Origin of the sequence: Paenibacillus sinensis, from assembly GCF_019904155.1 — a bacterium.
In the GTDB taxonomy this organism is placed as follows: Bacteria; Bacillota; Bacilli; order Paenibacillales; family Paenibacillaceae; genus Paenibacillus_AQ; species Paenibacillus_AQ sinensis.
Map to the genome: position 1 here is coordinate 1 of NZ_JAHCMB010000217.1, position 22,042 is coordinate 22,042.

The 22,042-nt window shown below is 51.9% G+C and carries 19 protein-coding genes; 15 read left to right on the forward strand and 4 right to left on the reverse strand.

The features are described 5' to 3' along the window. Window positions 1-353 precede the first annotated feature (353 nt). The 8 genes from KIH86_RS26095 to KIH86_RS26130 all read left to right on the forward strand — a co-directional run bounded on the left by KIH86_RS26095 (window position 354) and on the right by KIH86_RS26130 (window position 11,977). Window positions 354-1,352 carry a LacI family DNA-binding transcriptional regulator gene (locus KIH86_RS26095; RefSeq protein ID WP_223086282.1) on the forward strand — a complete coding sequence of 333 codons (999 nt, stop codon included), beginning with the start codon at window positions 354-356 and terminating at the stop codon, window positions 1,350-1,352. Between the two features lie 33 nt (window positions 1,353-1,385). Next, a complete protein-coding gene (locus tag KIH86_RS26100; RefSeq protein ID WP_223086283.1) occupies window positions 1,386-3,116 on the forward strand; it encodes a glycoside hydrolase family 13 protein in 1,731 nt (576 codons plus the stop codon). A gap of 15 nt (window positions 3,117-3,131) precedes the next feature. Continuing rightward, a complete protein-coding gene (locus tag KIH86_RS26105; protein WP_223110751.1) occupies window positions 3,132-4,418 on the forward strand; it encodes an extracellular solute-binding protein in 1,287 nt (428 codons plus the stop codon). 120 nt (window positions 4,419-4,538) lie between these two features. Continuing rightward, window positions 4,539-5,357, forward strand: a complete 819-nt coding sequence (locus KIH86_RS26110; protein ID WP_223110752.1) for a carbohydrate ABC transporter permease — start codon at window positions 4,539-4,541, stop codon at window positions 5,355-5,357. Window positions 5,358-5,369: 12 nt separating this feature from the next. Beyond that, window positions 5,370-6,197 carry a carbohydrate ABC transporter permease gene (locus tag KIH86_RS26115; protein ID WP_223086286.1) on the forward strand — a complete coding sequence of 276 codons (828 nt, stop codon included), beginning with the start codon at window positions 5,370-5,372 and terminating at the stop codon, window positions 6,195-6,197. Between the two features lie 205 nt (window positions 6,198-6,402). Continuing rightward, window positions 6,403-7,602: an MFS transporter gene (locus tag KIH86_RS26120; protein ID WP_223086287.1), complete on the forward strand. Its 1,200-nt coding sequence runs from the start codon at window positions 6,403-6,405 to the stop codon at window positions 7,600-7,602. Next, window positions 7,583-8,149: a TetR/AcrR family transcriptional regulator gene (locus tag KIH86_RS26125; RefSeq protein WP_223086288.1), complete on the forward strand. Its 567-nt coding sequence runs from the start codon at window positions 7,583-7,585 to the stop codon at window positions 8,147-8,149. Before KIH86_RS26120 ends, KIH86_RS26125 begins: the two co-directional genes overlap by 20 nt. Before the next feature lie 258 nt (window positions 8,150-8,407). Beyond that, the gene (locus KIH86_RS26130) at window positions 8,408-11,977 is read left to right on the forward strand and encodes a DUF4274 domain-containing protein (RefSeq protein WP_223086289.1); all 3,570 of its coding nucleotides are present in this window, start codon (window positions 8,408-8,410) and stop codon (window positions 11,975-11,977) included. Between the two features lie 147 nt (window positions 11,978-12,124). Here KIH86_RS26130 and KIH86_RS26135 read toward each other — a convergent pair whose 3' ends face one another. Next, window positions 12,125-12,664, reverse strand: a complete 540-nt coding sequence (locus KIH86_RS26135) for an NADPH-dependent FMN reductase (RefSeq protein WP_223086290.1) — start codon at window positions 12,662-12,664, stop codon at window positions 12,125-12,127. A 430-nt stretch (window positions 12,665-13,094) separates the two neighbouring features. On the opposite strand from KIH86_RS26135, the gene KIH86_RS26140 reads away from it, so the two are divergent. Beyond that, window positions 13,095-13,442, forward strand: coding sequence for a P-II family nitrogen regulator (locus KIH86_RS26140; RefSeq protein WP_223086291.1), 348 nt, complete (start codon window positions 13,095-13,097; stop codon window positions 13,440-13,442). Window positions 13,443-13,625: 183 nt separating this feature from the next. Continuing rightward, the gene (locus KIH86_RS26145; RefSeq protein WP_235775612.1) at window positions 13,626-14,885 is read left to right on the forward strand and encodes an ammonium transporter; all 1,260 of its coding nucleotides are present in this window, start codon (window positions 13,626-13,628) and stop codon (window positions 14,883-14,885) included. A gap of 230 nt (window positions 14,886-15,115) precedes the next feature. On the opposite strand, the gene KIH86_RS26150 is transcribed toward KIH86_RS26145, so the two are convergent. Continuing rightward, window positions 15,116-15,751: an FMN-dependent NADH-azoreductase gene (locus tag KIH86_RS26150; protein WP_223087652.1), complete on the reverse strand. Its 636-nt coding sequence runs from the start codon at window positions 15,749-15,751 to the stop codon at window positions 15,116-15,118. A gap of 350 nt (window positions 15,752-16,101) precedes the next feature. Further along, window positions 16,102-16,269 (reverse strand): sporulation histidine kinase inhibitor Sda, encoded by a 168-nt coding sequence (gene sda / locus KIH86_RS26155; protein WP_223086293.1) that lies wholly within the window; start codon window positions 16,267-16,269, stop codon window positions 16,102-16,104. 171 nt (window positions 16,270-16,440) lie between these two features. Between sda and KIH86_RS26160 the strand changes: the two genes are divergently transcribed. Further along, window positions 16,441-16,959: a DinB family protein gene (locus tag KIH86_RS26160; RefSeq protein WP_223086294.1), complete on the forward strand. Its 519-nt coding sequence runs from the start codon at window positions 16,441-16,443 to the stop codon at window positions 16,957-16,959. An 11-nt stretch (window positions 16,960-16,970) separates the two neighbouring features. Continuing rightward, window positions 16,971-17,228 (forward strand): hypothetical protein, encoded by a 258-nt coding sequence (locus tag KIH86_RS26165; protein WP_223086295.1) that lies wholly within the window; start codon window positions 16,971-16,973, stop codon window positions 17,226-17,228. Window positions 17,229-17,320: 92 nt separating this feature from the next. On the opposite strand, the gene KIH86_RS26170 is transcribed toward KIH86_RS26165, so the two are convergent. Next, window positions 17,321-17,890: a thymidine kinase gene (locus tag KIH86_RS26170; protein WP_223086296.1), complete on the reverse strand. Its 570-nt coding sequence runs from the start codon at window positions 17,888-17,890 to the stop codon at window positions 17,321-17,323. 207 nt (window positions 17,891-18,097) lie between these two features. Between KIH86_RS26170 and KIH86_RS26175 the strand changes: the two genes are divergently transcribed. From KIH86_RS26175 to KIH86_RS26185, 3 genes are read left to right on the forward strand one after another with little or no spacing between them, the layout of a single operon-like run. Further along, window positions 18,098-18,307 (forward strand): Ni2+-binding GTPase, encoded by a 210-nt coding sequence (locus KIH86_RS26175; RefSeq protein ID WP_223086297.1) that lies wholly within the window; start codon window positions 18,098-18,100, stop codon window positions 18,305-18,307. An 11-nt stretch (window positions 18,308-18,318) separates the two neighbouring features. Continuing rightward, window positions 18,319-20,097, forward strand: coding sequence for an ABC transporter ATP-binding protein (locus tag KIH86_RS26180; protein ID WP_223086298.1), 1,779 nt, complete (start codon window positions 18,319-18,321; stop codon window positions 20,095-20,097). Beyond that, window positions 20,078-21,916, forward strand: a complete 1,839-nt coding sequence (locus KIH86_RS26185; RefSeq protein WP_223086299.1) for an ABC transporter ATP-binding protein — start codon at window positions 20,078-20,080, stop codon at window positions 21,914-21,916. Before KIH86_RS26180 ends, KIH86_RS26185 begins: the two co-directional genes overlap by 20 nt. The last annotated feature ends 126 nt before the right edge of the window (window positions 21,917-22,042 follow it).

Genomic DNA, 22,042 nt, shown 5'->3' on the forward strand with positions numbered 1-22,042 from the left:
AAATGTAAGTCTCTGAACTTTGAGTAGTCTACTTGATACCGGAAAATCCTTATAAAACGTGGGTTTATTGAGAGGCAGGGACCCAGCTCATAGGCCATTTATTTATGCTGAAGCTGAACATCGACATCGCCACGATTGCCAAGGCGACCGGATTATCGGAACAAGAGATTCTTGCAACCTTGATTCGTGTCTTCGCCAATTAAACATTGAGTAACCAAGCAATAAACCGCCAAGGGCCGAAACTTTGAAGAGGAACTTTTATTTTATTACGCTCGCCAATTTCCTTATTGCATTAAAGGACAGGATTTTATATAATCATTATGCAACCGGTTGCATCAAGGAAGGAGTAAGATATGGAGAAGTTGACCATTCAACAAATAGCCGATCTTGCCGGGGTCAACAAGGCTACGGTATCGCGGGTTCTGAACGGGAGCAGCAGCATTTCCGAGAAGACACGGCAAAAGGTCGAGCAGATTATTAAGCAGCACAACTATGTGCCCAATTCCATTGCCCGCGGATTGGCTTTTAATAAGACGTTTACTGTTGGTTTTTGCTTTGATTACACGGATAAGCGGGCCTATGCGAACCCCTTTTTTTATAAGGTGCTTCAGGGAATTGAGGAGATCGTGTATCAGAATGATCATCTGTTTCTGATGATGAGCGACCACCGGCTGAAGAAAAGCAAGTCCACCTTTGAACGGGTTGTCGCCGATCATCGGGTGGACGGCCTGATTATTCCGAATACGTTGTTAAATGAGCAAAATTACAATTTGCTCCTTAAACATAAAATGCCCTATGTTGTCTCCGGGGAAAATATGCTGCGAAAGGAGGGAGTACCGTGGGTTGATATCGACAATGTGCAGGCTGGCCGGATATTGACCGAGCATCTGATTGACCTTGGCTGTCGCCATATTTTGATCTATGCGGATAAAAGCGCGGCAGAGCGGGACAAGTTTATCGCCGACCGTCTGAAAGGGTACTCAGAAGCCATCAGCCGGGCAGGATTGGAAGTTAACGTCATTCACAGTCCCGAAGCTTTGAAAGCGGTTAATCAAGAGGGGGACGAGCAACCAGAAGGTCTTCCGCAGCCGGATGCTTTAATCTGCTGTACACATGAGCAGCTGTTTGAGGTTCTCGACTGGGAACTGGGACATTCTGTTTTATCCCGACTGGCTTTGGCCACATTTGATAATTTCCCAATATCCCGTTATATGAAGTATCCGATTCATTTTGTTGAGATTGACCTGGAGATGATGGGCAAGCAGGCGGCCCAAATGCTGTTCGCGCTAATGAGCAAAGAGGAAAGCGTGGTGCAATCCATCTTGATTCAGACACGCATCGGCAGTAAGTGATGAAGAACATACTGGAGTAGAGGAAGGATTTCAATGACTACAAACTTTTATCACGACCCGGCGGTGGATGCTGTCCTGATCTCGCCAAGGCAGATGGAGATCCGGCTCAGGCTCCCAAGTCATAACCATACAGTCCGGCTCCTGCACTGGAATAAATACAAGCTGGAGCAATATGGGATACAGTCCCAGCCTATGGTTATGTGGGCGGAATCCGAGGATTACAAGTATTACCGTACGATATTGACTGGAACGGAGTCTCGTATCCGTTACCTGCAATATAAATTTGAATTTGAAAGCGGGGGTGAGCGGTATTGGCTTCATTCCGACGGCGTGAAGCTCACAGAAGAAACGAAAGGCGGGTTCGCGTTATCCTATGCAGGAGACAGGGATGCCCTTGATCCGCCGGATTGGATCGGCAGCCGGGTATGGTATCAAATATTTCCGGAACGGTTCAGCAACGGAAATAAGGATAATGATCCTGAAGGCACAGAGCCATGGGGAAGCGTGCCTACACGCGACAACTATATGGGCGGCGATCTGCAGGGGATCATTGACCGTCTGGATTATCTCGACAGCCTGGGTATCAATGCGTTGTATCTCAACCCGATATTCAGCGCCACATCGAACCATAAGTATGATACGATTGATTATTTCGCCGTTGATCCGCAGTTTGGAACGGCCGATGACTTGCGTCGGCTCGTCAGCAAATGCCATGAACGGGATATCAAGGTGATTCTGGACCTGGTCATTAATCACTGTGGGTATTATCACCCGTACTTCCAGAATGTGATTAAACAGGGGGAACAGTCGGAGTATAAGGATTGGTTCTACATTAATCAATATCCGGTAGTGCGAAGCGAAGAGGGGTATGATTCAGTAGGATACTATCAGTGGATGCCCAAGCTGCGGACATCGAATCCCGCTGTTCAGCAATACATCTACGATATCGTTTCTTTTTGGCAGAAAGAAAGCGGTATCGACGGATGGAGGATCGATGTCGCAGACGAGGTGGAGATCAGCTTCTTGCGGGAGCTGAAATCCGTGGTGAAGAGATTAAATCCCAACGCTATCATTATTGCAGAAATCTGGGACGATGCCAAGCGGCTGATGCTGTCCGGAGCGGTGGACAGTGTCATGAACTACGAGCTTCGCACCCTCCTGTTCGATTTTATTCTGGACCGTTCCATCACCTTGCGCCAGTTCCATGCTCGTCTTGTTCATTTTACCCACCGGTATTCACTTGCGGAACTAGGGCAAATGTTCAATCTGCTGGGAAGCCATGACACCGAGCGGATTTTGACCAGATGCGGCGGGAACGAAGAGGATTTATTGCTGCTGCTTGCTGTACAGTTCATGCTTCCCGGCAATCCGACTGTGTACTACGGGGATGAAATCGGTATGACTGGAGAAAATGACCCATACTGCCGCGCAGCAATGCCATGGGAAGACCTGATGATGGAGCATCCGCTGTTTAAGCAATGGCAATTCTGGATTTCAAGAAAAAAAGGTGATACAGCACTTCAGAATGGCGGAATTGAGCTGCAATATATGGAAGAATCCGAATGCTACTTGATTCGCAGAGCGGATGAATCCCAAAGCATGAGCTTATTGATTAATTTCTCTTCATCGGAAGTGCAGCTGGAGTCTATTCATAATGATCTGGGCCTTCATGAAAGCACTTGCTTATACCGTTCATCCGAGCTTGGTGCAGCAACTGCAAGTCTTCACCCTCGGCAGTTTCATGTATATCAAAATACGATATAAGGAGACTAACATATGATGATCAAAAGGAGCCTCTTACTGTCAACTGTGCTTGTATTGCTTGTTGTTCTATCAGCTTGCGGTTCAGGCAACGGCAATAAGCCGGAAGCCGGAAATGCCAGTTCTCCACAGGCGGACAAGCAGGTAACCATAACGTTCTGGCATCACTACAGCACAGCTTCTCCGGAAGAGAAAACCTTGACCGAGAAGCTGATCCCCGAATTTGAGAAACAGAATCCGGGCATCAAGGTGAATGCCGTGGCTTTTCCTTGGGACGAGCTGCATAAGAAGCTTCAAATCAACAGCAGCGGAGGAGGAGAGCTGCCCGATGTAGCCCGTCTGGATATTATCTGGGTTCCGGAGCTGCAGGATTCCGGCGTTCTGGCCCCGCTGGATGAGGAGTTTGCCGATTTTGATACAGTCGCGCAAGGGCTGCTGGCAGGTCCGCTCTCGACCGCGAAAGTCGGTGACCATTATTACGGTGTCCCGCTGAATACAAATACCAAGGTGCTGTTCTGGAACAAGGACATGCTCCAAAAGAGCGGAGTGAATCAGGCGCCGGCTACGATGGATGAGTTCTTCAGCGCGATCTCGGCGGTTAAGGCTCAGTTCCCGAAAGGCTGGGGGTACGGTGAACCGGCTTTGCAGGGCTGGAACGTATTGCCATGGATTTGGAGCAATGGCGGGGATATTCTGTCGCCGGACTACAAGACTGCTGACGGCTATTTGAATTCGCCGAAGACGGTTGACATTATTGCCAGATTGAGAAAGGCGTATGCGGCCGGAGAAATCTCAGGCTTCAAGCCCGGAGATGTATCCGTAACGGAAGGCCATGCACAGGGAAGCTATGCCATGATGGCCGAGGGACCATGGTCTGTGGCGCAATTCAACTCGCAATTTCCGGATTACCAGGCTAATATGGCGCTGTTCCCGGCGGGTTCGGCAGGCTCCGTGCAGGTGCTTGGAGGCGAGGACTTAGGGGTGCTGAGCAAGGATAAGAAGGAGGAGTCCTGGAAGTTCGTTAAGTTTATGGTATCCGAATCTTCACAGGTAGAGATGGGCAAAATCGGCCAAATTCCGGTTAACCTGGCGGCGATGAACAATGAGGAAGTCCAGAAGATTGATTACTATCCTATCTTTATGGAACAGCTAAAAACAGCCAAGGCACGTCCTCCTGTAAAATCATGGCCGCAAATCGACAATGTGCTGGGCGATACGATGACCCGTATTTTCCTGACGGATAAAGATGTCAAAGCTGAGCTTGATGCGGCAGTTGTGCAGATCGACAAACTGTTAAAGGATTAACTATTAATGAAGGCGCCTTCATCTGAATCATGAAGTGAAGGCGTCTCCTCTAAATAAGGAGTCATATCTATGCGAAAAAGGGAAGGGACTGCCGGATATCTGTTTTTTCTGCCCGGTTTTATGTTTTTTTCAGTGTTTATCCTCTACCCGTTAATTCGGAATTTTATCTACAGCTTCTATGACTTCAGACTGACGGATATTAATCATCCCGTGTTTACCGGAATCACCAACTATAAGCATGTGCTGTCTGATTCCATGTTCTGGATTTCCTTGCGGAATATCCTGGTGTACGGATTGATTTCCGTGCCCGGGCAGATGATATTCGGTTTCTTGGTAGCCTATGCCTTGCATCAGAACCGTTTTGGAATTAAGCTGTTTCGTGTGGTTTATTTCCTGCCGGTTATCACATCCTGGGTGGTAGCCTCACTGATTTTCAAATTCGTGTTCATGGACCAGGGCTTCTTGAATTATGTAATCACCGATGTGCTGCATCTAACCGGAGAGACAATTAGCTGGCTGAGCGATCCCGGCAAGGCGATGTTTGTTATTGGCGCTCTGGGCATCTGGAAAGGGATCGGATGGGTGATGGTAATCTACCTGGCTGCATTGCAGGGAGTGCCCAAGGATCTATACGAGGCTGCAGCGCTGGATGGAGCCAGCACATGGGAGAAGATTCGTTACGTGACGCTGCCTTCCATTCGCAACACTACTTTTTTTATCCAGATGATGTTGATTATTGGGGCATTTAATGTGTTTACTTCCATTTACCTGATTACGGATGGCGGACCGCTGCACCAGACGGAAGTGATGCTGACATGGATGTATGAAAAGGCATTTACAGAGTATGATCTCGGTTATGCCTCGGCTTTGTCCTATGTGTTCGCTGTCATTATTGCCGGGTTGACGGCTATACAATTTCGCCTGAATAGACAGAATTAAGGAGGCGATCTCATGCGTTCGTTATGGAAACCAATAGTACTGTACACGCTGCTCATTATAGGCGGACTCATTTCCGTGTATCCGCTTGTTTATATGTTCCTGACGGCTTTAAAGCCGATGACCCTGTTGTTTGAATTTCCGCCCCGGCTGGTTCCGTCAGAGATAACCTGGGGGAATTTCACCGAAGCTTGGGTCAGTCAGGATTTTGCACGCTACCTGTTCAACAGCGTTTTGGTCACACTGTCCAGCTTTGCCTTGATTTTTGTATTATCCTCCATGCTGGCCTTTGCCTACTCCAGATTTCATTTTAAAGGAAAAGGCTTGAGCTTTGCGATTCTGATGGGCGGACTGGTCATTCCGAGCCTCACACTGCTGATTCCGCAATTCCTGCTGATCCGCCAGCTTGGCTTGTACAACTCACTATGGGGATTAATTGTGGTATATGCCGCCGGCAGTATTCCCTTTACCACGTTTCTGCTTAAGGGATTCTTCGATTCCATCTCTTTTGATATTGATGAATCCGTGGAGATGGAGGGAGGCAATGCCTGGACGCTGTTCTATTCCATCATTCTGCCGCTGTCGAAGCCGGCTTTTGTGCCGGCAACCATTTTTAACGCGCTCGTTGTGTGGGAAGAGTTCCCTTGGGCGCTAACGATCATCAATGATCCGCTGAAGCGGACCTTGCCGGTGGCGCTTGCCAATTTCCAGGGTCAATACACCACCCAGTGGGGGATCGTATTTGCCGGGTCATTGATTGCGATTGTGCCCATCATCCTGTTATTCCTGATGCTGCAGCGTTACTTTATCGCCGGCATTACCGCCGGAGCCATTAAGGGGTAAAGCCTCGGCCTCGCAATAAAGAAGTTCAAGAGCAGCGGGTACCGACAGACGGTGGCCTGCTGCTGTTCGTTATGCGGTTCTAATGAGAGAAGCGATTGCGCAAGCAAAAGCTTTTCTTTTTTTATGGTCGAAAAACTTTACAATCTGACGATCGTCAGATAAAATGATGGCATTTCCTATTTTTTAAATGGAGGTAAATTGAACAATGAGTACTCATGCAATAGACACCGAGGGGTCGAAGCTTTGGGGTAGAGCTTTTATTTTTATAATGCTAGCTAATTCCCTTATGTTTATGGCCTTTGAGATGCTGCTGCCTACATTGCCTTTGTTTGTTTCCCACGTAGGGGGAAGTGCGTCACAGATTGGCCTGGTTACAGGGATTTTTATGTTCTCAGCCATTTTGATCCGTCCGTTCACAGCTTCATTGGCCGCTAAGATGGACAAAAAATATTTGCTGCTAATCGGTGTCGCGATATGTGCATTGGTGACAGGAGCTTACTATCTGGCTTCAAATATAGGGATGATATTATTGCTGCGTGTCCTGCATGGGCTGGGATTCGGCATTGCAACGACTTATTTTGCTACGCTTGTAACCGAGAATATCCCTAAGGACCGTCGTGGAGAAGGGATGGGGTATTTTGGTGTTGGCGAGACTGTGGCTGTATCGGTGGGACCGCTGATTGGCACGGCTATTTTGACCAAATATGATTTTCATGGATTGTTTTATGGCGGAATGGGGATTGTTCTTCTTGCATTACTGATGGCGGTTTTTGTATCCCGAAAGCCTGGTGAGGGCGGCAGCAGCGTGCAGGCTGGGGCCAAAGTCAAATTCATAGAGAAAAAGGTTTTGTTTCCCTCAGTACTCATTATGCTGGTGGGTGTAGCGGCTGGAGCGATTATGTCCTTTCTGGCTCTTTATGCGAAGGAGCAAGGGTTCGAGACAATTGCGTGGTTTTTCTTTCTTATTGCTCTCGGGAGTTTTTTGGTTCGTCTCGTATCTGGTAAAATGTTTGATAGACTGGGCCCCGGCTCGGTGCTCGTCCCTTCAGCGATCGTGATGATGGCCGGGATTTGGCTCTTAACGATATCTGATAGTAATGTCATGTTCTTGATCTCGGCAGTTGTATACGGGTTCGGGTTCGGCGCCATTTTTCCGGCTCTTCAGACATGGTGTGTTAACCTGGTTGAGGTGCATGAGCATGAGCATGCGATGGCATCCTTCTTCAATTTTTTTGATCTGGGCATAGGCGGTGGTTCAATGATTCTTGGATTAATCGCCACCCTGTATTCCTATATTCAAGTCTATTATATAGCTATAGCCGTAATGGGCGTTTATTTGCTGTTATACCTTGTTTACGGAAGAAAAAAAGCAGCGGAGGGAATCAATGAGCAAAGACAAGATTAAAGAAGTTGCAGTCCAGCATTTTAACCGGTACGGGTATTACGGAGTGAAGATGGCTCAAATTGCAATAGATGCGGGAATCCGGAAGCAGTCGCTTTCCTATCATTTCCCCTCCAAGATCGCGCTGTTTACGGAAATATATGGAGAAGTAGTTGATGTGGAAATATCGTTTGTCCGTCATTTTTTTGCTGCTAATCAACAGTCCGCTTGGGATGAGCGGTTGTATCAGTTCCTTGTTGAACACAAAAATCGCTTCATAACGCATACGGAGATTAATTTCATGTTTGTGGTCTCTTTTGTCACTCCAACTGAGGCCAATGAGATTATCTCGATCAAATATCCGCAATACTTGGCGGCTCTGAAAGATGAAGTAACTCAGTTGTTTGCCCGGGAGCAGATCGCGTGGCTGGCCCCTGAAGAATGCGCACAAGCCTACGTTACCCTTTTGGATGGACTGGATGTGCAGCTGGTGTACGAGAATCCGGATGCCTACGATCAGACATTGAAGATTTCTTGGCGTGTATTCTCGCATGGGATTCAAGGCAGCTGATTGTTGCTTCGTGAGATATGGACGGTTTGGTTCTGCCCGTGCTTTCCCGGCGATCCATACAGAACAAAGTACCCTTCCGCAGCTGTTCTGAGGGCCTCTTAAGGTGGGGGACTTTTGACTGAATAGCAAGCGTTCACATTTACGGATTCTGATATGTCTCATGGACTATTAAGCAGAATAAGCTAGTATTCAGGAGGAAAAAAATGCTACTATTTACACAATTAAAAAATTATCAATAGCGAAAAGAAGGGTTGAACATTGACATATGAAAGTGAGCAGCAGGAAGACCTGCAGGAATTGACTGAAAAGGCGGAGAGCGGGGATGCAGAGGCTCAGTACCGCCTGGCGCATTGGTATTACAGCGGCGTGTATGGCGCCAATAAGGACGATGAGAAGGCCTTCTCCTGGTATTCGCAGGCTTTCTACTGGTTCTCCCAGGCGGCTGAACAGGGTATCATTATGGCTCAATACTATTTGGGCGTGTGCTATGAGAACGGATATGGCGTGACTGAGAATTATGAACGGGCCGTTTCCCTGTACAGTGAAGGGGCGGATCAGGATCTTCCGCCTGCGCAGTGTGCGCTCGGGCTGTGCTATGAGCACGGAACCGGTATCGAGGAAGACAAGGCCAGAGCGATGGAGCTGTATATGCTGGCAGCCGAGCAGGGCTATGCCCCGGCACAGTGCAATTTGGGCTTTTTTTATTATCTTGGCATTGTAGAGAAAGAGGATAACGTTCAGGCAGTTAAATGGTTTACTAAGGCGGCTGAACAGGGTCATTCCCGGGGGCAGCTTCTGTTGGGCGAATGCTATGAGAACGGATACGGCATTCCGATGGATAAGCCAAAGGCCAGAGAGCTGTACCGCAAGTCGGCAGAGCAGGGTTATGCTCCGGCGCAGTGCAATCTGGGCTTTTTCTACTATCATGGCATCACGGTTGAAGAAGACAACGAGGAAGCTGCCCGCTGGTTCGCCAGAGCCTGTGAGCAGGATTATCCCCGGGCGCAGTATCTCTTGGGCGTGTGCTATGAGAACGGTTATGGCGTCGAGCAAAGCCTGGAGCAAGCTGCCGCCCTGTACCGCAGCGCCGCCAAACGGAATTATCCGGATGGACTATGTGCGCTGGGCGTATGCTATGAATTTGGCAAAGGTCTGGAGCAGGATTATCAAAAGGCGGCGGAGTTCTACCGATTGGCGGCGGAGCAGGGCCATCCTGTGTCTCAGTGCAATTTGGGCTTTTTCTACTATCAAGGGATTGCGGTGGAGGAGGACAACGAACAGGCCGCCCAGTGGTTCGCCAAGTCAGCGGAACAGGGTCATTCACGAGCGCAGTTTTTGTTGGGCCAATGTTATATGCACGGGCATGGTGTGGAGCGAAATCCAGAACACGCTGTAGAGCTGTTCCAGCTTGCCGCCAGGCAGGGGGACCCCCGTGGACAGACGGAGCTGGGGTTATGCTATGAGTTTGGAACCGGTGTGGAGGAAGACAAAGCCAGGGCTATGGAGCTGTACCGTCAGGCGGCCGAGCAAGGCTATGCTCAAGCGCAGTGCAATGTTGGCTTTTTTTACTATAATGGCATCGTAGTGAAGGAAGATAATGACGAGGCTGTCCTTTGGTTCACAAAATCTGCCGAACAAGGCTATGTCCGTGCGCAGAGTCTGCTCGGCGTGTGTTATCAGAATGGCTGGGGGGTAGAGAAAAAAACGGAACAGGCAGTGCATCTTTATAGGCTTGCTGCCGACCGCGATTACCCGGAAGCGATGTGTAACCTTGGGTGGTGCTATGAAAACGGTGTAGGGGTGGAGCAGGACAAGGAACAAGCGCTTGAGCTATACCGCCAGGCAGCCGAGCAGGGCTATCCCCGGGCACAATGTAATCTGGGCATCTTTTATTACTACGGCATTGCTGTGGATGAGGACAATGATAAAGCGTTCTACTGGTTCTCCCAAGCCGCGGGGCGCAGTAATTATCACGCGCAATATATGCTTGGAGAATGCTATAAGAATGGCTTTGGCGCAAAAAAGGATCTGACGAAGGCCGCCGAGTATTACCAGCTGGCTTCGGATCAGGGGCATCTGCGCGCGCGCAATGCGCTAGGTGGTCTTTATGAATTCGGAAGCGGCGTCGAGCAGGACCTCACAAAGGCAATTGAGCTGTACCGCAGCGGAGCCGAGCAGGGCAATGCCGACTCCCAGTACAGGCTGGGCTTGATACTATATCTGGACGGAAACAAAGGGGCTGCTGGGGCAGCAAGCTGGCTTGCAAAAGCCGCGGAGCAGGGACACCGCGTTGCTCAGCATAAGCTGGGAGATTGCTATCTATTTGGCCATGGCGTAAAAGCGGACAGAAAAACGGCGCTGGAGCTGTATACGCTTTCCGCTGAGCAGAACTACCCTCAGGCACAGTATGATCTGGGTGAGGCTTATCTAAAGGGAACTTTATGTGAAAAGGATTACGATCAGGCGATCCTGTGGCTGGAGAAGGCCGACGCACAGGGTGAGACCAAGGCTGGTCATCTGCTGGGCATTTGCTATGAGAACGGTTATGGCGTCGAACAGGATTTGCGGCGGGCTTGTGAGTATTACGGTATTGCCGCCGAACACCGGTACACGGAAGCGATGAAGGATTTGCACCGATTGGCGGAAACCGGCTATATTCCGGCACAGTTCAATCTGGGGCAGCTTTATTATCACGGCTATACAGAGGATGAGGAAGAGAAGGCAGAGAATTTACAGGCGGAAATATGGTTCAAACGGGCGGCAGAGCAAGGCGATTCCGATGCGCAGTATATGCTTGGGTGCTGCTACTATGAGGCAACCGGGGTTGAGAACAACCTGCCCCTGGCTGCACAGTGGCTGGCAGCTGCCGCGAAGCAGGATCATCTGAAGGGGCTTCGCCTTTTGGCGCACTGTTATGAATATGCGGACGGTGTACCAAGAGACAAGAGCAAGTCCAACGAGCTATACCGCCGTGCGTTTCAGATTTGTCTTGCTCGTGCCGAGCAGGGAGATTTATCCGCGATTTCTCTGCTGGCGAAGAGCTATTGGCTCGGTCAGGGCGTCAAGCGGGATTATGCCATCGCGGTGCAATGGTATGAAAAAGCCGCGGAGCATGGAAGCATTGAGGCCATGTGCCGGCTAGGTGAATTCCACGAGCGTGGTCAAGGCGTAGCCAAGGATGGCGCTCAGGCCGCAGAATGGTACAGAAAAGCCGCAAATCGCGGCAGTGCTCATGCACTGGCCGAGCTCGCGCGCCTTTATGAGAAGGGCATTGGTGTGGAGCGCGATATGCAAAAAGCATATGAGCTGTATTGTACAGCCGCCGAGCGTGGCAGCGGCCAGGCAGAGGAGGCGCTAGAACGGCGGTTCGGCCATACCGAGTGGTTCCGGAAGAAGCACGAGGATGATGCTGAGAACGAGGGTGACGAAGACGACGAGAGCGACAAAGACGGTTCATTATTGTTTGACAACGAGGAGTACAAGGAGTACTGCCGTCAGCTTGACCGTTATAACTGGGATGATGGCTTCGGATTTCCGCAATCTCTATTATCCGACTCCGGCTGTGATCTTGCGCTTGCCCTGAAAATCTTCTATCTGGCAGACGGGTACGGGTACCTGCAGCGCTTTCTCGGTCAGGAACCGACAGGCTCTCCTGAATGGCTGGCTTTCATGGATGCACTGTACGCAAGGCTTGTGGAGAATCAATTTCCAGCCACGGAGAGCCGGTATCCCGGCAGAAAGCATCCTTATCAGATACCTCTGAGCAAGGTGCAGCGGCTTCGTCTGCGCAAGGCAAATGTAGCTGATGTGTTGTTGGAAGATGTGTGACATGCATACATAGAAAAATAACCCAAAGCGGCGATCGTATGATATCCTCTCGTGCTTATGCCAGAAAGGATATCATCGCCGAATGGGTTATTTAGGAACAGCACCTCATTTCAGTGCGATTCCTGCTTATTAATTGCCGAGCGAGGATCAGCGCAGCGTCTTCAGCGCGCCGCTCCAGGCTACGACTTGGTCGAGCATGCCGTTAACATTAGTCAGATGCAGATCCTGCGGCTTAAAGACTGCGCCGTTCTCAAAGTCGGTGAACAGTGACAGCGCAGGATGCACGCGGACATCGGCGATCGACAGTTCTCCCAGAATGCCGCGAAGATGCTCGGCGGCACGGGCTCCACCGACAGAACCATAGCTGACGATGCCGGCGGCTTTATTGTTCCAGGCTTCGCGGGCGTAATCCAGGGCGTTCTTGAGAGCTCCGGAGATGCTGTGGTTATATTCCTGCACGATGAATACGAAGCCGTCGAGGCTGGCAAGCTTGGTGTTCCAGGCTGTAGCTTGCTCTGTAGCATCCTCTTCGCCCAGCAGTGGCAGCTTGTAATCAGCGATGTCGACGATTTCGTAGTTGGCATCCCCGCGTTTCTCCGCGATACCCTTCACCCATTCTCCCACCTGAGGGCTTAAACGACCTTTCCGAGTGCTGCCCAGAATAATTCCGATATTTAATTTAGTCATTGTGTTCTCCTCCTGATCGGCATTTTTGCCAAATAATTTATCCAGAAAGCCCATTGCACACACCACCATATTCTGCTGATTGTTAGTTTCTCCTGAACGCGGAAATACGATCCCCGATGAGTTCATGAATTCCGGTCAAATTGAAGTGTTGGCCAACTGACTTTAATTTGATCTGTGTATGATTGCTATGGCACTATAATAATTCAATCACATTATAAATGTCAAGCTACTAACTATTAGTTTGTTGATGTTTTTTTCTTATCAAGCTCTCCAGATGGTTCATCAGCTGATTATCCACATAAAACTCTGATATAAATAACATTNGTTGCTAAAGTTCCTATTATGGCTAAAATCATGTTGGCCTTCCGCGGGATGTGTTACAATCAATGCTGCCGATGGCTAACTACCGTACTACTTATTGGAGGTCATTATGAAAAAAGTAGAAGCGATCATCCGTCCCGAGAAGCTGAGAGAGGTTATAGAGGCTCTTCGCATCATAAATGTAACCGGTTTTACAGTCACTCAAGCTCAGGGACGCGGCCAGCAGAAGAACACGACAGGCGTTTATCGGGGCAAGTCCTATACGGTGAATCTGCATCACAAGATCAAAATCGAGATCGTGGTATCCAACCACAAAGTGCAGGAGACGATCCAGACTCTTATCCGGACCGCTCAGACCGGCGAGATGGGCGACGGCAAAATTTTTGTCAGCACCATTGAGGAAATGTACAATATCCGCACCGGCGAACCCGACGAGACCATTGATGAATTAATGTGAACTGCATTACATGAATGACAAACCTGTGAACAAAGAGAGGCGAAGTCCTGAACTCGTCTCTTTTTTGTGTTAGCAAACATAACATTTCATGTTGACAATGATAGGCCTCGCTTTTACTATTAGAGATGCTCATATCGTGTCAGGGAGGATAACATCAACATGAATGCCGGAACTGAAGTAGCAATGAATACCGTATGGGTTGTACTGGCAGCGGCCATGGTTATATTCATGGAAGGCGGGTTCAGCCTGCTAGAAGCTGGCTTGGTACGGACGAAGAATGCGGTTAATGTGACAATGAAAATCTTTGTGGATTTGACGGTGGGAGTGCTGGCCTTTTTTCTCATCGGATTCGGACTCTTGTTTGGCAAAGACTCGGGCGGTGTCATCAGCTTCAATTTCTGGGGCGCTTCCCAGTCGCTGAAGATGTCCCTCGATCTCCCGCTCGCAGCCTTTGTCTTGTTTCAAATCGGATTCGCCATTGCGGCGATCTCCATTATTTCCGGCGCGGTTGCGGAACGGATGAGCTACAAGGCGTATATTTTGATCGCTGCATTCGTGGCCGCTATCCTGTACCCGATCTCGGCGCATTGGATCTGGAACGGAGACGGATGGCTGGCGCAGCTTGGCATGAAGGATTTTGCAGGCTCCGCTGCGATTCATGCCCTGGGCGGGTGGGCGGCATTCGCCTTTGCCAAAGTGCTCGGCCCCCGCAGGGGAAGATTCAATTCGGACGGCAGCGTGAACGTATTCGCGCCAAGCAATATTCCGCTGGCTTCGGCGGGAACCTTTATTCTCTGGTTTGGCTGGTTCGGCTTCAATTCGGGAAGCACGCTGAATGCGTTTGATGTTAATCTCGCTTCCATCGCACTCAACACTACGCTTGCGGCAGCGGCGGGAGGAACAGCGGCGATGGTGTACACGATGTTCCGCTACGGGAAGGCGGACCCCAGTATGACGATGAACGGCGCGCTGGCCGGTCTCGTTGCCATTACCGCAGGCTGTGCCTTTGTCAGCGCCTATTCCTCGATACTGATCGGACTCATTGCAGGTGTGCTGGTCATCTGGGGAACGCTGGTCATCGACAAATTGAAGGTGGATGATCCGGTTGGAGCCGTAGCCGTTCACGGGATCAACGGAGTCTTCGGAACGCTGGCGGTCGGCCTGTTTGATAAGAACGAAGGTCTCCTGACGACAGGCGGCTTGCATCTGTTAGGCGTGCAGGCACTCGGAATCGCAGTTGTCGTCATCTGGGGGCTCTCCATGAGCTTCGGCTTCGCGAAGCTGGTCCAGAAGACGGTTGGCCTGCGGGTGACGGCTGAGGAAGAAGAGGAAGGTCTGGATATGGCAATGCACGGCATTCCGGCCTACAACGAGCTTGAGCGGTTCAGTGACCAGCCGGGCATCGATCCTCGCCTTCTGCACAAGACTGGAACCGGACTTTAGAGCGGCAATGCTTGGAAGCATTGAACCTGGAGCCGATTCCAGAGCTGTATCTGAGCAGGAGCCGGAACTGAGAACCTGGAGCTGGCGCTCGAACTAGATCTGGAGATTTGCTTATAACAACGGAAAAAAGGGCAGCCCGGCTGAGGAATACCCCGTGTTTTTGAAACGGGGGGCAGATTCCTTGCATTTGCCGGGCGGCCCTTTTTAACGAAATAAATGACAAGCCAACCTCAGAACGTCCCCGCCGCTTCCTTGGCTCTGGCGATCCCGTTCTCCTTGATCTGCTGGGCTTTGTCCGGCTCCGCGTTATGCCCTTCAATGAAGATTCCTTCAAGTGACGGCACACCGTAGAAGTTCATCATGATCTGGATGTACCGGTGACCCATTTCCAGCTGGGCGGCTGCACCCTCGGAATAATAACCGCCCCGGGCTTGAATGTGGATCGCCTTCTTGTCCGTCAGCAGACCAACCGGTCCTTCGGCTGTATACCGGAAAGTTTTGCCGGCGACGGATATCGCGTCAAAGTAAGCTTTCATAACCGGGGGAAAAGAGAAGTTCCAGAAAGGGGTCACGAATACGTATTTATCGGCCTCAACGAACTGGTCACTCAGCGCAGCCAGACGTCCTACCTTGGTCTGTTCGTCTGCGGACAGCTGATCAAAGGCGGCGCCGGACTGTAGCTTGCCCCAGCCGCTGAATACATCGGCATCGATGTAGGGGATATGCTCCTTGTAGAGGTCGATCCGGATGATCTCGTCGCCCGGGTTCTTCGATTGATAGGTATCGATGAACGCTTTTCCGGCCGCCATACTGTAGGAGACCTGGTGGTCATGCGGGTGGGCGGTAATATAGAGCAGCTTGGCCATGTTGGGTTTCATTCCTCCTGGTGAGTGATCTGCCGTTAGTGTTGGATTTTCCCGGTGATTTATTCATGGCGATTTGCCGGGTACGTTAGAGATACGAACCAGCCCGAATCGCCGCACATACATAAATAACACATACATAAATAAAGCGGACCCCGAAGGACCCGCTTGCTATGAACGGCAAGCTGCTATGTAGTGCTTCTGATATCTTGGCCGGATAAGGTGCTCAATCGCCGTTGTTCGCATTCCGCAGTGAAAGCCTAGCCTATTGGTGTAGAAGCGTACTTGAATCTTGAATTTGTACTGGAAATGAAACGATAAACCTGTCAGAATACGAATAGACAAGGAAGTATTTACTCGATAAGCTCTGGTTTCCTCTTGATCAGCACGTCTTCGATGATTTCGATAAACTCCGCGGATGCCTTCGCCTGTACCGCCAACTCATAGATGTTCAGCAGTTGTTCATTGGTCAATGTTTCCAGTGAAGAAGGACGCGGAGAAGGAGTAAAATGATAGTTCATTAAATTCCTCCTTAAGGTTGAATGGTTGTGCAATATACATCCTTTCCAAATGATACCATTTGTTTGATGGCTTGTCTTCTTCTGTTCTCCCTCTCAATTCTTCTTTACATATCATGGGTATTATGTAATAATAATATTTTTTGTTAACTTAGATAGAGGAGAGTGTAAAAAATGAGCCAGCGTCCGCAACCTGAAGAGTATGACAAGTTTTTTGAGAAGTATATCGCTCTTGTTCCGGAGGAAGGAAGCTTGGAAGAACTGCTCGGCGAGCAGGCCAAAGCGGTAATCGCTTTATTCGGAGAACTATCGGAGGAACAAGCGGCTTATCGTTACGCTCCCGGTAAATGGAGTTTCAAACAGCTGCTGGGCCATTTGATCGACTCCGACCGGATTATGTCGTACCGGATGTTCTGGATCTCCCGGGGGGACAGCACATCGCTTCCCGGATTTGACGAGAATTTCTTTGTGGAAGCCGGTCAATATGACTCGTATCTGCTGAAGGATCTGATTCCTCTCTACGAAGCCTCCCGGCAGTCCACGCTGGCTCTTGTCGGCAGCATTAAGGATGAAGCCTGGACCCGGATGGGGAACGCGAACGGGCATGCCATTTCGGCCGGAGCCCAGCTCTGCCTGATGATTGGGCATGAACGCCATCATTTGAATATCATTAAGGAACGGTATCTCGGATAGGAGGGACTGGGATGGGGGTGTGGCGGAGTATCTTAAGGCTGTTGTGGTCGCCTGAGCGTCATCTGTTGGCTGAAACGTTCGATCAGTTCGAATACTTCCGGATCAAGGGAGCGCTGGGCAGCGTCGGTATCCGGCATCGTACCGTTTTCTCAGGGACGTCCGCAGCTGCTGAACGCCGCAGTCACCGCGGTGGGCCATCTACCATTCTATATCGGATTTATATCAGTTCTGAAGATGAAGGAAGAGCGGCGAAGGCGCTGAAGCGCTGAGGATTTTTAGCCCTTGAAGTCATTTCATGAAAAATAGGCCATGAACATCTGCGGCAAGCAGGCGGTCATGGCCTTTTCTATGGCTGGCTAGCCTATAGTGAAGGATTCTTGTGGCATTTGCGGCATACCGGATAGTAAGTCTCGTTGCCGCCGATCTGAATCTGCTTGCCGGTATAGACGGGCTTACCGTTCTCAACCCGCAGCGTCATGGTGGCTTTCCGCTCGCAGAACCAGCAGATTGTCTTCATTTCCTCGATTTTATCCGCATAGATAAGCATATACTTGCTGCCCTCGAACAGATTGTTCTGGAAATCGTTCTTCAGACCAAAGGCCATCACCGGAATGTCCAGCTCATCGACGATCCGGACGAGCTGAAGAATGCTGCTCTTGTTCAGGAACTGGCATTCGTCGATCAGCACGCAGTGCGGCTTCGGCTCATTCGAGCTGACGATGCCGAATATATCGGTGCTCTCATCGATCGCGATGGCCTGTCTGCGCAGACCGATCCGCGAGGATACATAGCCCACTTCATCACGGTTGTCGATGGCGGAGGTAAAGATCAGTACGGACTTGCCCTGTTCCTCGTAATTATGGGCAACCTTCAGAATTTCGATGGATTTCCCGCTGTTCATGGAACCGTATTTGAAAAATAATTGTGCCACTGGCTATCTGTCCCTTCCCTGAAAATGCGACCTCTCTAGAGTATCACACTCCCGCTGCGGCAGGCCACCAAAAAAGAGCCTCACTGGTCACCGGTCTGCCGAATCTGTTAAAATAACGTCATGCCAACCTGCCGCTCTTTGACAGCGCAGGTTATTTTTTTTCGGTAATCGATTCGGTAATTGATGATGGAGAGGAGTACACCAAGCATGGCAGAGGATCAAGACACATACAAGGAACGGATGACCAGATTGAAGGAAAAGGGCGCTCTTCCGCCCGAAGCGGAGAATCTCATGGAAGAGCTGCTCGCCAAGCTGGCGGAGGCGGAACGGAGCAATCTCGCGCTTCGCCGCGCCGCTCTCAAGGCGGCTGGAGGCCAGAGTATGTCCACCCGGCTGCGGGAAGCCTTATATGAATAGAAGGTAAGCCTATGTCCATTCTGTTTAAATTTCTCAAGCCGTACCGGACTGCTGCGATTCTGGCACTCGTCATGATGCTGATCGAGCTCTCGGTCGAGCTGTCGCAGCCCTATCTCATTTCCAAAATCATCGATAACGGCATACGCAGGCATGATTTATCTGTAGTGTGGACGTGGGGAGGATTCCTTGTACTCAGCGCCATTGTAGCGTTCTCAGCGGGGATTCTGAGCTCCTTCTTTGCTTCACATGCGAGCCAGGGCTTCGGCTTCGATATGCGGGACCGGCTCTATGAAAAAGTGCAGTCGTTCACGTATGCCGCGTTCAACCGTTTTGCCGCCTCGACACTGATCACCCGGCTTACAGGGGATGTCTCCCAGCTTCAGGATGCGGTATTCACAGGACTGCGTTTCATGTCTCGCATCCCGCTTGTGGTGCTCGGCAGCGTAGTCATGGGGCTGGTGGTGCAGTGGCGGCTTGGACTCGTGCTGACCGTGACCGTCCCGGTCATGATCGTCCTGCTGATACTGCTGATGCGCCGGTCCTCCCGGATGTTTCGGACCGTCCAGAACAAGCTGGACAGTGTCAACGGGGTCGTTCAGGAGAATCTGACCGGCATCCGTCTGATCCGCGTCTTCGTGCGGATGGGCTACGAAGTGACCCGCTTCGCCGAGTACAGCCGGAACCTGATGCGCAGCACGATTTCGGCCCTCCGGCTCACCGAAACGGCAATGCCGTTCGTCCTGCTGCTGATGAACGGCGGCATCCTGGTGCTGCTGTGGTTCGGCCGCATTGAAATCGCTCACGGGAACGCCACGCTGGGGCAGACGGTTGCCGTGATCAACTACACGCTGCGCGCGGTCGGCGGACTCTCGGCGCTGTCCGGCATCGTGGCCGCCTTCTCGCGGATGCGCGCATCCGCGCTGCGGGTGGGCGAAGTGCTGGACGCTCCAGGCGTCGAGGATACCCGCCGGAGCGAACGCGCAACTTCGGAGAATGGCGTGAACAATGCCGATATGGAGAACCCGCCCCAGCCTATCCGGGGAGCTGTCTCCTTCGAGCATGTGTCATTCCGATATCCGGATAGCGATATCGCCGTTCTGGCGGACATTTCATTCAAGGCCGAGCCCGGCGAGGTTGTGGCGATAATGGGGGCGACCGGCTCGGGCAAGACGTCGCTTGTGTCGCTGATCGCCCGGCTCTATGAACAGACGGAGGGCGTGATCCGGGTGGACGGCCGGGACACGCGTGAACTGAATCTCGCCGATCTGCGCGGTGCGATCGGGTACGTTCCCCAGGAGGTGCTGCTGTTCTCGGGCACCGTCCAGGATAATATCGCCTGGGGCAATCAGAAGGCGACGCCTTCCGAGATTGAAGCCGCCGCCCGGGCGGCGCAAATCCATGATACGATCATGAGCCTCCCGGATGGCTATGACGCTCTGCTCGGGCAGCGGGGAGTCAATCTGTCCGGCGGGCAGAAGCAGCGTCTCAGCATCGCCAGGGCGCTGGTGCGCAGACCGTCCATCCTGATTCTGGACGACAGCACGAGCGCGCTTGACGCCGTTACCGAAGGCAGGCTGCTGGCGGAGCTGCAAGAGCTGTCCTGCACGACATTTATCATCACCCAGAAGATCGCCTCGACGGCGGCAGCGGATCTGATCCTGCTGCTGGACGAAGGCAGGCTGCTGGCGGCCGGGACCCATGAGCAGCTGCTGGCCGGCTCCGGCCTGTACCGGAGCATCTGCGAGTCGCAGGGCGGAAAGGAGAACCTTCATGTTCAAAACCGTGCTTGAACCGTTCCGGCATCCGCGACCTGTCTTCGAACTTGGCGAAGGCCGGGCGCTGGGAGCGGGCCGCGGCGGGGGCAAGGCTCCGGTCAAGGCCAAGGACTGGTCCCAGGCGCTGCGCCGTCTGTGGAAGTATCTCGCCGAGCGCAAGCTGAAGCTTGGCATGGTCCTGTTGATGGTTGTGCTAAGCTCCGGGCTTTCCCTACTGGGGCCGTATATGATCGGCAGGGCCGTTGACCACTACCTGGAGGGAGGCGGAGGACATTGGGGTCTCTTTCTGGCGGGTCTTGGAGCGGTCTACGTATTGGTCGCCGTTACATCGTGGCTGCAGAACATCTGGATGATCGAAATTTCCCAGGAGACGGTATACCGGATGCGCACCGAGCTGTTCTCCCATCTGCACCGTCTGCCGATTTCATTCTTCAACCGGCGCCAGCAGGGGGAGATCATGAGCCGACTGACCAATGATATCGAGAATGTCAGCTCGAACCTGAACAGCTCGGCGATTCAAATCTTCTCCGGCGTGCTGACGCTGGCGGGAACATTGATCGTCATGCTGACGCTCAGTCCGCTGCTGACGCTGCTGACCTTTATCGTCGTGCCGCTGATGGCGGTGGGCATGCGCTGGATTACCCGGCGGACAGGCCCGCTGTTCAAGCAGCGGCAGCGCAACCTTGGCGAGCTGAACGGTTATATCGAAGAGACGCTGTCGGGGCAGCGGGTCATCAAGGCGTTCGGCCAGGAGGATCGGGTTATCACCGCCTTCCGGGAACGCAACAGCAGAATTATGCTGTCCGGCTTCTGGGCGCAGTCGATTTCCGGCTTTATCCCGAAGCTGATGAACGGCCTCAACAATCTGAGCTTCGCCATCGTCGCCGGGTTCGGGGGCTTTCTGGCGATCCGTGGCGCGATTACGGTCGGCGTAATCCTGGTCTTCGTCGAATATACCCGCCAGTTCACGCGGCCGCTCAACGATTTGGCGAATCAGTGGAACAGCGTGCTGTCGGCAATCGCGGGCGCGGAGCGGGTGTTCGAAATCCTGGACGAGGAAGTGGAGGTCAAGGATGAGAGCGGAGCGCATGATGCCGGAGAGCTGCGTGGAGAGGTGAAATTCGATGGGGTGTTCTTCTCCTACAGCGGGGATGGCGATACGCTGCATGATATTACATTCGAAGCCAAGCCGGGCGAGATGATCGCGCTGGTTGGCCCGACCGGAGCGGGGAAGACGACGCTGATCGGCCTGCTCTCCCGCTTCTATAATCCTTCGAAAGGCATGATCGCCGTTGACGGCATGAATCTGGCTTCTATCCGACGGGAGAGCCTGCGGAGCCAGATGGCGTTCGTGCTCCAGGATACGTTCCTGTTCAAGGGAAGCATCCGGGACAATATCCGCTACGGCAAATTGGAGGCGACCGACGAAGAGGTGGAGCGCGCGGCCAGACTGGCCAACGCCCATTCCTTCATCATGCGTCTGCCCGGTGGGTACGACCGCATGCTTGACGTCGACGGCGGCGGCATCAGCCAGGGGCAGAAGCAGCTGCTCGCCATCTCCAGAGCGATCCTGGCCGATCCGGCAATGCTCATGCTGGATGAAGCGACGAGCAGCATCGACACCGTGACCGAGCTGAAGATTCAGGAAGGCTTGCAATCGCTAATGAAGGGACGGACCAGCTTTGTCATCGCTCATCGGCTGGGAACGATTCGCCAGGCGGACCGTATTCTTGTGCTGAGCGGAGGAAGACTGGTGGAGCAGGGGAATCATCAGGAGCTGGTGGCACAAGGCGGCCTGTACAGCGAGCTTGTGAGTGGGGGAATGAGGCATTGAGCGAAGCGGGCCTTGCCTCGCTGTGGCGAGTGGAACACTGAAGAAGCCTCATAAGAGCCGGAACCGCAGGCAGAACAAGAGTGGGATAATAGCCCAGACAATACCAGAATACCATCCGGAAGAAAA